Origin of the sequence: Flavobacterium jejuense, assembly GCF_006491595.2 — a bacterium.
Classification (GTDB): Bacteria; Bacteroidota; Bacteroidia; order Flavobacteriales; family Flavobacteriaceae; genus Flavobacterium; species Flavobacterium jejuense.
Window position 1 is genome coordinate 161,720 of the sequence record NZ_VEVQ02000006.1, and the last position, 13,393, is coordinate 175,112.

Annotated in this window: 12 protein-coding genes; 10 read left to right on the forward strand and 2 right to left on the reverse strand. The window is 28.7% G+C overall.

What is annotated here, in order from left to right; all coding sequences use genetic code 11:
- Positions 1-20 precede the first annotated feature (20 nt).
- From FIA58_RS10850 to FIA58_RS10890, 9 genes are read left to right on the forward strand one after another with little or no spacing between them, the layout of a single operon-like run.
- Positions 21-1,025 (forward strand): exostosin domain-containing protein, encoded by a 1,005-nt coding sequence (locus tag FIA58_RS10850; RefSeq protein ID WP_140962502.1) that lies wholly within the window; start codon positions 21-23, stop codon positions 1,023-1,025.
- The gene (locus FIA58_RS10855) at positions 1,015-2,343 is read left to right on the forward strand and encodes a glycosyltransferase family 2 protein (RefSeq protein ID WP_140962503.1); all 1,329 of its coding nucleotides are present in this window, start codon (positions 1,015-1,017) and stop codon (positions 2,341-2,343) included. Before FIA58_RS10850 ends, FIA58_RS10855 begins: the two co-directional genes overlap by 11 nt.
- Positions 2,336-3,319, forward strand: a complete 984-nt coding sequence (locus tag FIA58_RS10860) for a GNAT family N-acetyltransferase (RefSeq protein ID WP_140962504.1) — start codon at positions 2,336-2,338, stop codon at positions 3,317-3,319. The genes FIA58_RS10855 and FIA58_RS10860 overlap by 8 nt, the downstream gene beginning before the upstream one ends.
- A 5-nt stretch (positions 3,320-3,324) precedes the next feature.
- Positions 3,325-4,137, forward strand: a complete 813-nt coding sequence (locus FIA58_RS10865) for a polysaccharide deacetylase family protein (protein ID WP_140962505.1) — start codon at positions 3,325-3,327, stop codon at positions 4,135-4,137.
- Positions 4,134-5,243: a glycosyltransferase family 4 protein gene (locus tag FIA58_RS10870; protein ID WP_140962506.1), complete on the forward strand. Its 1,110-nt coding sequence runs from the start codon at positions 4,134-4,136 to the stop codon at positions 5,241-5,243. The genes FIA58_RS10865 and FIA58_RS10870 overlap by 4 nt, the downstream gene beginning before the upstream one ends.
- Positions 5,244-6,386: a glycosyltransferase gene (locus FIA58_RS10875; protein WP_140962507.1), complete on the forward strand. Its 1,143-nt coding sequence runs from the start codon at positions 5,244-5,246 to the stop codon at positions 6,384-6,386. It begins immediately after the preceding gene.
- 12 nt (positions 6,387-6,398) lie between these two features.
- Positions 6,399-7,751, forward strand: coding sequence for an O-antigen ligase family protein (locus FIA58_RS10880; RefSeq protein WP_140962508.1), 1,353 nt, complete (start codon positions 6,399-6,401; stop codon positions 7,749-7,751).
- Complete coding sequence (locus FIA58_RS10885; protein WP_140962509.1) at positions 7,723-8,733, forward strand: glycosyltransferase family 4 protein; 1,011 nt, start codon at positions 7,723-7,725, stop codon at positions 8,731-8,733. The genes FIA58_RS10880 and FIA58_RS10885 overlap by 29 nt, the downstream gene beginning before the upstream one ends.
- Positions 8,734-8,771: 38 nt before the next feature.
- On the forward strand, positions 8,772-10,154 hold the full coding sequence (locus FIA58_RS10890; protein ID WP_140962510.1) for an exopolysaccharide biosynthesis polyprenyl glycosylphosphotransferase: 1,383 nt from the start codon (positions 8,772-8,774) through the stop codon (positions 10,152-10,154).
- 11 nt (positions 10,155-10,165) lie between these two features.
- Here FIA58_RS10890 and FIA58_RS10895 read toward each other — a convergent pair whose 3' ends face one another.
- Together FIA58_RS10895 and FIA58_RS10900 are read right to left on the reverse strand one after the other, a co-directional pair.
- Positions 10,166-11,293 (reverse strand): lipoprotein N-acyltransferase Lnb domain-containing protein, encoded by a 1,128-nt coding sequence (locus FIA58_RS10895; protein ID WP_140962511.1) that lies wholly within the window; start codon positions 11,291-11,293, stop codon positions 10,166-10,168.
- 30 nt (positions 11,294-11,323) lie between these two features.
- A complete protein-coding gene (locus FIA58_RS10900; RefSeq protein WP_449404291.1) occupies positions 11,324-12,394 on the reverse strand; it encodes a putative type IX sorting system protein PorV2 in 1,071 nt (356 codons plus the stop codon).
- Between the two features lie 261 nt (positions 12,395-12,655).
- Between FIA58_RS10900 and FIA58_RS10905 the strand changes: the two genes are divergently transcribed.
- On the forward strand, positions 12,656-13,393 hold the full coding sequence (locus FIA58_RS10905) for a CDP-alcohol phosphatidyltransferase family protein (protein ID WP_208022795.1): 738 nt from the start codon (positions 12,656-12,658) through the stop codon (positions 13,391-13,393).

Consider the following 13,393-nt stretch of genomic DNA (forward strand, 5'->3'; position numbering starts at 1 on the left):
AACATAAAAAAAGTCTTTTTATGTTGACAAGACCTTTTTACAAAGAAAGTAACTGGTGCTTAGATTCTGATGAATTTGAAAAGCAAAATTTATTGCCTAAAAATTTTCAATATGAATTAGATATCAATAGTGCAGATATTGTTTTAATTCCTTTTTCTATTCCTTTTTATTTTACTTCCAATAAAAGATATTTATTAGAAGACATTAATAGAGTATGCAAAGAAAGAGGAATTAAAGCCTATGGTTTTATTGGTGGTGATTTTGGAATTGAACTGCCCGACTTTTCAAATATTATTTATTACAGACAAGGAGGTTTTAAGTCTCAATTATCAGAGAAAAACAAAGGGTTTATAGTAGGTTTATCGGATCATTTTCAACGTTTATTTTTAAAAGAAACCATAACACCATCAGAAAAAAAACAGATGCCTACAATTGGATTTTGTGGCCATGCTACATTTTCTTTATCAAAAAGAGCTAAAGAAATTGTAAAATGTTTATTGGAAAACGGAAAGCGTTTTAAGAAAAATCCGTTGAATAAAGTTTATGAACCAATTTTTGCCTCAGCTTATGAAAGGGCTAAGTTACTTACTTATTTTGAAAAGTCAGTTAAGGTGAAAACCAATTTTATTTACAGAGAGAACTATAGAGGAGGAGCCTTTACAGAAAAACAAAGAACAGCAACGACATTAGAGTATTATAACAATATTTTAGAATCTGACTATGTTTTATGTTTGAGAGGAGCTGGAAATTTTTCTGTTCGTTTTTATGAAACATTAATGTTGGGTAAAATTCCTATTTTTGTGAATACTGACTGTTTGTTGCCTTTTGAGGATAAAATTAATTGGAAGAATCATGTCGTTTGGGTAGAATGGAAAGACAGGAAAAATATTGCTCAAAGAGTAGCTGATTTTCATGCTGCTTTATCCACTAATGAATTTGTACATTTGCAAATAAGTAATAGAGAATTATGGAAAGAAACGCTTTCTGTAGAAGGAATATTAGAAATGATTTCAAATGATCTTTAACTATTTAAAATATTTAAAACCAATTTGGTATTTTAACTTAAAGTCCCAAAAAGATTTTTGTTATTTTCCAACGGAAGACCAACTAAAACAGACTGGACTTTATCTTGAAAAAGACAAGGCATATAAAAGTGAAATTGCCCAAGTTCATGATTTAAGTTGGGAAGCTTTTCAATCGGGTTTTATTTCGGATGTAGATAAGAATGGTGTAGCTATTTGGAAAAAAAATAAATTCCCAACAGAAGATGAATTTCGATTTTTAAGAAAGAATTTTCACAAAGCTTGGGTACTATATGTTTTGCTTATTCGATTGTTTTCCTTTCATAATCCCTTTAAAGAAATCATGGGCTTTTTAAAAACTAGTACTGTAAAACGAGTGGATTATTCCAAAAACATTTTAAACAATTCAGCATACGAAGGTTTTGAAAGTTCTTTAGTGGCTTCAGAGCCTTTTATTTCTGTTGTAATTCCCACCTTAAACAGATATAAATATCTAAAAGATGTTTTAAAAGATTTAGAAAAACAGACTTACAAAAATTTTGAAGTACTTGTTGTAGATCAAACCGATAATTATAAACCAGAATTTTATGATAACTGGAATTTAAATTTAAAGTATTGGTTTCAAGAAGAGAAAGCCCTTTGGAAGGCTAGAAATGAAGCGATTCAAGCGGCAAAAGGAGATTATATTTTATTATATGATGATGATTCATTAGTAGAGAAAGATTGGATTTATGAACATTTAAAATGTTTGGATTTCTATAAAGCTGACTTATCTTCTGGAGTGTCTATCAGTACAGTTGGAGCAGAAGTACCTAAGCATTATAGTTATTTTAGATGGAGCGATCAATTAGATACAGGAAATGTATTGTTGAAAAAAGAAATTTTTAATACAATAGGCCTATTTGATTTACAATTTGAAAAACAACGCATGGGTGACGGAGAATATGGTTTAAGATGTTATTTAAAAGGCTATAAAAACATATCGAATTATAAAGCCAAACGGATTCATTTAAAAGTAAGTCAAGGAGGTTTACGACAAATGGGAAGTTGGGATGGATGGCGACCTAAAAAACTTTTTGGACCTCGACCAGTTCCTAGTGTTTTGTACCTTTCAAGAAAGTATTTTGGTGCTAAATTAAGTGTTTTATATGTTTTACATTCGATATTACCTTCTTTAGTTCCTTACCAATTAAAAAAGAGTAAAATTTTAAAACTTATTTCTTTTTTATTGTTACCTTTTTTTATTCCTTTAGTAGGATGGCAGATTATAAAATCTTGGAATTTAGCTAGTGCAATGCTTAACAAAAGTTGTAATGATTGAAATTAAATATTATTCAAAAGAATTTGAAGCGGCTCAAGTAGTGTTTGCTAAAAGATATTGGACAAAAAGAAGGAGGTTCGAACCAGAATATATTTATTGGAAGTTTAGAGGAGTTCCTGATAAAATATTGTCTTCTTTTATTTTAGCTTTTGATGGTGAAAAAGTGGTAGGGCAATTTGGATTAATTCCATGTCAAGTGAATATTGCAGGGAAAATATATGATTCTCAATGGGCTTGTGATCTAATGGTTGATGAAAATTATAGAGGAAAAGGTGTTGCTGAAAAATTATATGAATTTGCACATAAAAATAAGGTTGTTACGTTAGGTAGTGATCCAAGTCCTGCAGCTGAAAAATCTATGATTAAGAAAGGATATCTTTCCTTATTCGGACCTAGAAAGTTTGTGTTTCCTTTTTTAGTAGGAGAAGCTTTTAAATTAAAAGGGATTAATAATCGTTTTTTAAATATAATTCCAAATCCATTTTTGCTTTTATTTTATCTGTTTAAGAAGTCAGATTATAAAGTGATAAATACTATTGAGTATGCTAGGATAAATGATATATCTAGTACTAATGAACTATATTGCGTATACGATACCTCTTTTTATGATTGGCGTTTTAATGAATTTAAAACCTATTATCAAGGTATTGATTGTTACAAGAAAAATGATTTTAATTTTTTTTCTGGATATTTTGTTAATAAAGTTTATTATTTAACAGATTTTAAAGTCACTAATGTAAAAGATTTTTTAAAAATGATTTCTTTTTTATATTCAAAATACAAGGGATTGCATATTCAAAGAATTAAATTTGTATGTATGAATCCTACCATAAATTCTTTGCTCCCTTTTTTAGGTTTTATTCGTTTCAGTACCACAACTAAAATTATACTTTATACTAAAGTAGATGGAATTAAAGAGTTTGTAAAGGATAAAAAGTTTTATTACACCTTGCATGATTCAGATGAAAATATTTAAGAAAGATGAAAAAAATAATTTTAATTTGGGATTTTGATGGGCCAATTGGTCAAATAAATTCAAGCTATCCTTATAATTTTAATTTTGAAAATATAGAGAAAGAAATTCAAAATGTTAAATGGCTTATTGACTATTTAGAGCAAAAAAATATAAAATGTTGTTTTGCTATTACAGGGTTTTCTGCTGAGATAGGAATGTATCCTTTTAATTTTCCAGATTTTATAAATAAAATTGCTGAAAAGGGTCATGAAATTGCTTCTCATAGCTGGAAACACGAATGGATACCACTATTTAAAGAGAATCAAATTAATAAAAGTCTAAAGAGAAGTAAACAAGCACTTGAAAAAGCAATCTCTAATAAGCAGGAAGTTGTAGGTTTTGTTCCTCCCCATAACAGGCCTATGACTTGGATAAGACGAGGTGCTTTTAGTTTAGGAGATATAGGGATTTGGCCTTTTTTCAAGATGGGCGATAATCAAAAATTAATACACCTCTTAAAAAGTAATGGATATAAATGGATAAGGGTTTCTTATAAAAATATTTTCATGAAATTTGGATTAATAAAAAAAAATAGGACTGGGAGAGTTTTTAAGCAAAATGGCTTTTTAATTTTAGAGAATCATTATACTGGTTTTGATGAGTCAGTTATATCACATATTTTGTCAACTAATTATGAAACTTATACAGTAAGTGCTCATCCCTTTATGTTTAGTTTAGAAAACAAAAAAGAGTCAAAAAGTAATTTTTTAAATTTTATAAATCAACTAACAGACTCTAATCAGAATATTTCATTTGTAGTACCTTCAGAGTTGTTATGAAAAAGAGGAAAAATGTAATTATTTCATCTGAATTCCCTCCTTTTCCTGGGGGCATTGGTAATCATGCTTTTTCTTTAGCATTAGAAATGAATAAAAATAATAGAGATGTAAAAGTAATTACTGATATAAGAGGTGATAATGCTAAATATGAATTGGATTTTGATAGTAAATTAACTTTTGAGGTAAAAAGAATATTAAAATATAAACTAAGATTGTTTATTTATTTTACTAGAATTTATTATGCTTTTATTGAGTTGTGTTCGTTAGAAACAAAAACTTTTATTTTGTCGGGTAAATTTTCGCTTTGGATTGGAGGTATAATGAAAATGATTAGCTCAAAGCATAAATATATTGCTATAGTTCATGGTTCAGAAATTAATGCTGGAGGAACTATTGCCAAAAAATATACGTCATGGTGCTTGTCTCGTTTTACCCATGTAATTGCAGTTTCTAACTTTACAAAAGAATTAATTTTAGAGAAAAAGTCAATTGAAGTAAAAGTCATTAATAATGGTTTTTTACCAATAGTAGCTAAAAAAATAGTTAAGAAAAGTTTAATGGAATTAGGTTACTTAAATATTATAACCGTAGGGAATGTTACATTTAGAAAAGGTCAAAATAATGTAATTGCTGCATTACCTCAAATAAAAATGATTTTTCCTAACATTCATTATCACATTGTAGGAATCCCAACAGAAAAAGATAAATTTGAAAAACTAGCAACACAATTAAATGTAAGAGATAATGTTACTTTTTATGGAACGATTAATAATGAAGAATTAAATGAATTGCTTATTCAATCAGATGTTTTTTTTATGCTTAGTAATGTTTTAAACAATGGAGATGTAGAAGGATTTGGAATAGCAGTTCTAGAAGCTAATGCTTGTGGAGTTCCAGCAATTGGATCAATGCATAGTGGAATAGCAGATGCTATAAAAAATAATTATTCAGGTAAATTAGTAAATCCTAAAAGTCAAGTTGAAATAGTAGCATCTTTGAAAGATATTGTAGAAAATTATGGAGATTACTCTTTAAATGCTACAAAATGGTCAAAAGAGTTTACATGGGATATTATTATCAAAAAGTATTTTGAAATTATTGATTAAATGAAAAAGAAGAAATTAGTTGTTATTTCACATACGGAACATTATAAGTCAGTTGAAGGTCTTGTAATAGGATTGGGTTCAACAGTAAGTGAAATTAATTTTTTAGCTGACTATTGGGTAGAAGTAGTTCATGTTGCTTGTTTTTATGAAAGCTTTGCTCCAAAAAATTCTTTGCCTTATACTAAATCAAATATAAATTTTGTTCCTATTCCTCCTTATGGAGGTAAAACTATAAAAAGTAAGTTTTTAATACTTACTAAAATACCTTTAATAATAAAACAAGTACATAAAGCGATACAAGGAGCTACAGAAGTTCAACTACGTTTGCCTACTAGTATGGGATTGTTCTTGTTGCCTTTGTTTGCCTTTGTTTGGTCTAGAAAGTTTGTTTTTTGGGTTAAATATGCAGGTAATTGGAACCAAAAAAAAGGACCTTTAAGCTATAGGCTTCAAAAATGGTTTCTTGTTAAGAATTATACGAAATGTAAAGTGACTATAAATGGATTTTGGCCTGATCAACCATCTCATTGTTATTCTTTTGAAAATCCTTGTTTAACTGATGAGGATATTGAAAAAAGTAAAATATATACGGAAAACAAAAACTATAATAGACCTTTTGTGTTTTGTTTTGTGGGCCGCTTAGATGAATCTAAAGGAATGCATCATATTGTAAATGCATTAAGACAAATTCCCATTCATAAAATTGAAAAAGTGCATTTGGTTGGGGATGGTATTGAAAATATAAAGTATAAAAAAGAACTTGCGTTTTTAAAAGATAAAATATTTTTTCATGGGTTTTTAAGTAAAATAGAGGTTCATGCTATTTTACAAAAAGCAGATTTTTTTTTACTACCATCTGCTTCCGAAGGTTTCCCAAAAGTGATTGCAGAAGCAGCATGTTATGGAGTAATACCTATCGTTTCAGATGTGGGAAGTATATCGCATTATATAGATGAAACAAATGGTTTCTTATGTGATTTGAATCGCGAAAGCTATTCTGAAATAATTAAAAGTGTTTTGGAAATATCACCTGATATGTTAAAAGAAAAAGCTACAAGACTTTTTCCTCTTGCAAAAAAGTTTACTTTTACAAATTATCTTCATAAGTTGAATATTGGAATCTTTGATTCTTTAAAAAAATAGAAGTATTTTATTTTGGAAACAAAAAAAACTAAAGGAACATATTATATCTTATTTTTTCTTCTTCATTTATTTATAGGAGTTTTTTTTTATTCATTCCGATTTTTATCTGTTGGTTATGCTGCTCTGATTATTCTTTTGGGCTGTTTTTTTATAGTTAAAAATAAGAATAATAACAATGAAGCTTTATTTTGGGCAGCCTATATTGTTGGTGCTGAGGTTTTCTTGCGAATGACTAAAGGGAATATAGGAAGTGAATATGGAAAATATGGAGTAATTCTTTTTATGCTTTTAGGAATTTATTATAAAGGAATTTCAAAAAAGGCGGCTCCCTATATGTTTTTTTTAGTTTTCTTGCTCCCTAGCGCTTTTTATGGAATTATACAATTAAGTTTTGATACAAGTATTAGAAAAGCATTGGTTTTCAATTTATTGGGACCAATTTGTTTAGGTATTTCTTGCTTATATTTAATGGATAAAAAAATTACTTTTTCAGACATAGAAAAATTAACCAGATGGATGTTGTATCCTCTCTTAGCAATGGTTGTATATATTTTTTTATATAATCCAACAGTTCGAGAAGTAGTTACTGGTACTGATTCTAATTCGGCAACTTCAGGAGGTTTTGGCCCCAATCAAGTGTCAACGGTTTTAGGATTAGGAATGTTTATTATATTTGTACGATTGTTATTTTTTTCAAAAAAAATTTCACTAATCATTCTGCATATTTTTTTATTATTTATTTTTTCTTATCGCGGAATTATTACATTTTCTAGAGGTGGTGTTTACACGGGTATTGCAATGATACTCATCTTAGTTTTTTTTATATACCTATTTGCTAATATTAAAGCTAAATTTAAAATAGGTGCTATTGCATCTATTATGATAGTATTAGGTATAGGTGTTTTTATTTATAGTATTTCTCAAACAGGAGGTTTAATTTTAAATCGATATAAAGGGGAAGATTCACTTGGTAGAGAGAAAGTATCTAAGTTCTCTGGGAGAGAAGAATTAGCAGTGACTGAATTGCAGTTGTTTTATGATAATCCTATAATGGGAGTTGGAGTAGGTATGAACAAAGAATATAGGAAAGATCTATTAGGTATTGTTGGAGCATCTCATAATGAAATTACAAGAATGTTAGCTGAGCATGGTTTTTTAGGAATTATAAACTTAATGATACTTTTAATTGTCCCATTTGTTAATTATATATCTAATAAGAAATACATTTTTTTATTTTCATTTTTCATTTTTTGGTTTTTAACCATTAATCACGCAGCTATGCGAATTGCTGCTCCTGCCTTTATTTATGCTTTAACGTTGTTAAATTTTTCTTTTGATGAAGAGCCTATTGTACATAGGAAATAAACTTTCTAAACATGGTTTTAATAAAACCACGGTAGAGACTCTAGAAACCTCTTTTGAAGAAGAAGGTTATAAGGTTTATTCAGTTTCTGATAAGAAATCTTTTTTCTTTAGGATTCTTGATATGATTTTTACACTTATCAAATTATCAAGAAAAATTGATTATGTTCTTATTGATACTTATAGTACAAAAGCTTTTTGGTATGCTTTTTTTACAAGCCAATTAGCAAGAATGTTTGCAATTAAATATATACCTATACTTCATGGCGGAAATTTACCCAATCGGTTACAAAAGAATCCTTTTTTAAGTCAACTTGTTTTTAAAAATGCTTATAAAAATGTAGCTCCTTCAAATTACTTAAAAAGTGAGTTTGAAAAAGAGAGTTTTACTAATGTGATTTATATTCCAAATACTATTGAAATTGAAAAATATACACTTAAAGTAAGAAAAGACTTCCAGCCGAAATTACTCTGGGTAAGGGCTTTTGCTAGTATTTATAATCCAGAGATGGCTGTTCAAGTTCTGTTTGAATTGCAAAAAGAATATCCCAACGCTTCTTTAACTATGGTTGGACCTGATAAAGATGGTAGCTTATTTGAAACTCAAAAAAAAGCGGATGATTTAGGAGTGAAAGTTACTTTTACGGGACAACTTTCTAAAGAAACATGGTGGCAATTGGCATCAGAACATGATGTTTTTATTAATACAACTCATTTTGATAATACTCCAATAAGTGTTATGGAAGCTATGGCTCTGGGATTGCCAGTCGTTTCTACCAATGTAGGTGGCTTACCTTATTTACTAACTGATTCCAAAAACGCTTTGTTAGTAAACGATGCTAATGTAGAAGAAATGTGTGTTGCTATTAAGAAAATTATTTTAAATACCTCTGAAACTATTTTAATGACTCAGCATGCCAGAGAATTGGTTGAAAAAATGGATTGGAAAGTAATAAAAAGGCAATGGAATTCTTTATTGCAATAGAAAATTGTTTAATTTGCAACTGAATAATTTCCCAAATTATGACGAGCTCAAAGAAGATACATTTTGAAATATCAGAACGGAAAATTTTACTCAGAGTTTTTGACGTTTTTTCCGTGCTGTTACTTCTTTTTTTTATAGGGAAGTATTTTGATTTTACTTATTTTCAAATTACAACTACTAATTATTACTGGACTATAGTTTTAGCTTTATATATAAATAGTGTAGGAACTATTTTTGAAATGTATAATTTACAAGTTGCTAATAATAGATTCTTAATTTTAAGAAGTACTATTTTAACAGCTTCGGTCACTACACTTTTGTACCTTTTAACACCCTTTTATACACCAGTATTACCTTCAAATAGATTGCAAATTCTATTGTTTTTCTTTGCCGTTTTAGTAGCTTTATTGTTATGGAGGAATTTTTATATCTATTTTTTAGCAGCCAATCGATTTGTTAAGAAAGTAGTATTTGTAGGAAGTAGTAAGAAAATAGAATCTTTAGTTGAAGAATTAACAAAAGTTAATCCGCATTATCAAGTAATAGGTTATATACCAACAGACGAAAAAAAAATTGAAACAAATTTAAAACAAATTATAGTTAAAGATTTAGAATCTGTTTTTTTAAAAGATTATATCTCTGAAATTGTTGTGACTAATGGTAATAGTAAAGCGATATCGGTTGATTTATACGCTCAACTTTTACGACTTCTAGAAAGAGGAGTCGTTATAAGACAATATTCAGATGTGTATGAATACAGCACCAACAGACTTCCTATTCATTATGAAGATAAAGAGCTTTATAAGTTTTTTCCGTTTAGTAGAAGTAATCAAAATGCATTGTATGTTTTTTATATTCGCTTTTTTGATATTTTCTTATCTGTACTAGGATTAGTAGGTTTATTGGTTATTATACCAATAGTTTATTTACTGAATATTTTTTGGAATAAAGGGCCTTTGCTCTATACACAAGAGAGAGTAGGTAAAAATGGCATTCCTTTTCAGATTTATAAATTACGAACTATGGTTGTAAATGCAGAACAACAAGGAGCTGTTTTTGCTAAAGTTAACGATACAAGAGTAACTATTTTCGGTAAATTTTTACGAAAAGTAAGATTAGATGAGGTACCTCAATTCATAAATGTTTTAAAAGGTGAAATGGGGATTATTGGGCCAAGACCAGAACGTCCAATTTTTGTAGATGAAATAGCTAAGAATATACCTCTTTATCAAACCCGACATGTAATTAAACCAGGTTTAACAGGTTGGGCTCAAGTTAATTATCCTTATGGAGCAACTCTTGAAGACAGTTTAATGAAATTACGCTATGATTTGTACTATATTAAACATAGAAGTTTTTTCTTAGATATAAATATTGTCATGAAGACTTTAAGTACTATACTATTTGCAAGAGGGCAATAGTTGGTTGTGAACTATTGGTTTTGAGTTGTATTTTTTTTGTTTTGTAGTATGAGTTTACTTAAGAAAATAAAATGAGCCATAATAAATGGAAGCATAAGATATAAATGAATCTTATTTAGGATATATACTAAGTATCCTAAGAGTATTGCAAGAATGATTTTGCTCCATAGTATTATTTTTTTTGAATCATTCTTAAAGTAATAAAATAGGAAAATTAGATATAGTGGGTTAAATAATAAGGCATTGTAATTCCACATGATTTCTTCATGAAAGGAATAAAAACCTACAAGACACAAAAATATACCTACAAAGCCTATACCGATAAAATAAATTATATTTAACCACTTTTTATTGGCTAAGAGAATTAATGCAAGAACAAGTATAATTGAATAGATACTATTAAAAATTGAAGGTTCAAAAGCGGCTGGTCTCGCTTCGAAAAGGGTTTTGGTTTCAGAAACTAGTTGTTTCTTATTTAGTGGCGTACTTTTTAAAACCTCTAATAATTCAAAAGGTAAGAATAAACGTGTAGCTTTTTGATCTACTTTGGTTCCAAAAATGATATTGATACCCAATTGTTCAAAAAAGTGTTGTTTAGAATAAGGAAATAATATTTCTCTATAGGTAATTTCAACAGGTTCTTCTGTTTTTATAATTGTTTCTCCTAGAATAGTATTGATTTTGTCTACTACCATATTGGTACAATTCCTATCAATAAATTTGTAGGTGTAAAATCGTTTGTTACTATTTAAATCACTGTTTAAGGACTCAAAGAGTTGTTGTTGTTGTGCTCTTGACAGCGAAAGTTTTTGTTGGTAAATAGAACGATTTTCATATTGGTAGCCATATTCAAAGTTTGGATACTTACTAACCGACATGAAGTACTGCAAATCACCTTTTACAAATTTTAAAATGAAATTAGGAGTTTCAAAGTCAAAAGTTCCATAATTGTAAACGATATCTAAATTGTTTTGATTGTCTTTAATTCGTATTGCAGTATGTCCGTATAGAGAATAAGATTCATTACCAGTTCCACAAGTTAGAATGCTCACTTCAGCTTCTTCTGATAATTGAATGTTTTGGCTGTAACCAATAAAAGAGAGTACTATAAAAAAAAAGGGAAGTAGTTTTTGCATCATTTTTTTAATCTATTTCTTTTATTCTCTTGCTTATCTAAAAATCTCAAAATCTACTTTTAAAGAAAAAATATTAGAATATAAAGCAGCACTTTGATCACCCAAATCCGTTAAAGCATAATCTACTTGAATACCTTTGTATTTAAAACCTAAACCAATGTTAGGTTGGAAACTAAGTTTATTTGAATTGTCAATTTGAGTAATTTTCTGAAAATTACCCACACCAGCTCTAAGGAAAACCAAGTCTATGTAGCCAAATTCAAAACCAACCGCAGGATCAATACTTACTATGTCACTTGAAACAATATCATTTGTTCTTGTAAACTGCATATTTAAATTAGCAGCAGCAGTTAAGCTATAATCATATCTAAATATATATTTTTTGGCTACACCTAGTTGTGCTTTAGGAAGTGTAGCTTCACTAGTTTCTGGGAGTTCTTGATTTTCACCAGGTACTGCATCTTTAATTTTTTCATATTCTTCCTGATTAATTGACCAAGTATTATAAGTGGTTGTAATGTCTCTCAACATTAATCCTATTAACCATTCACTCTCACTTTCATATTGGATACCTATATCAAAACCAAAACCCCACGAACTGGCAAAATCTCCAATAATTCTATGTATCACTTTAGCATTCACTCCATAATTAATGCCATCTATTGGTAAACTTCGAGCATACGAGACTGTTAAACCATAATCTGCAGTGGAAAATAAAGAAATTCTATTGTAATCAATATTTCCTTGACTATCGATTAGTTGTGTAGTATTTAAGATGTCATCTACTCCAAAACGAATTAGTGAAATTCCTACAGCACTTCTGTCATCTATTGGCATTGCAAAACCAGCATAGTCATATTGTGCTATATTTGCAAAGTAATTAGCATGCATTAATGCCATCTGTTTGTCTTCCAGTTTTATTAATCCTGCTGGATTCCAATAGCCAGAATTCACATCACCAGTATGAGCTGTAACAGCATTACTCATGCCAAGAGCAGCTGCATCAACCCCAATACTTAAAAACTCATTAGAATATTTTCTAAAAGTTTGACTGCTTGTGGTTAACATATAAAAAAACAAAACAATTAATAAGTTCTTTTTCAAGGCTAATTAAATTTTTTACAAAGATGAGATAAAATTCTTAATTAGTAAACTCTAAATGTATTAACTTATTGTATTACATTTGTTCTAAAATTAGTTGAAACCAAACCATAGGCTCTTTTTAAATCTTATTCCTGCTGTTCGTTACAATCTTTTATTGCTAGATAATAAGTGCTAATCAACTCCATGTATTTCAGGCAATAAAAGGATTTTTAATACCATCAGGATTAGAAAACAATAAAAGGGCATTTTAAGAATTATATTATGAATATTAAAAAAGCAATACCTAATACTTTAACACTTTTGAACTTATTAAGTGGCTTAATCGCTTTAATTTCCATTTTTAATGGGTATTATGATCATGCTTTTTTATTGGTATGTTTAGGTATCTTTTTTGATTTTTGGGATGGGTTTTTAGCTAGAAAATTAAATGTGCAAAGTGATTTAGGGTTGCAGTTAGATTCTTTAGCAGATATGGTTACCAGTGGAGTTGTACCTGGTATGTTGTTGTTTAAGTTATTTGAAACTATTCAACAAAATCAACCTGACTACATGCTTACAGAAGAAACTTATTATATGGGAATAGTACCCTATTTAGGTCTTTTGATACCTTTAGCTTCTTGTTATCGTTTGGCTAATTTTAATATTGATACAAGACAAACTAATTCGTTTATTGGTTTACCTACTCCAGCCAATACTTTATTTATCATGAGTATTCCCATGATACAATATGTAGATAATTATCAGTGGTTAACAGATGCATTAAATAATCCTTATTTGTTATTAGTTATTACACTTTTGAGTTGTTATCTCTTAAATGCAGAAATTCCTTTATTTTCATTGAAGTTTAAGCAGTTCACGTGGAAAGAAGCTAAACTTCAAATCTTATTTTTAATTTTTGCAATCGTTTTAATTCTTTTACTGAGTTTTGTTGCTATTCCTTTAATTATACTTAGTTATATAGCCATTTCTTTAGTCTTAAATACATTTCAAAAAAAATAA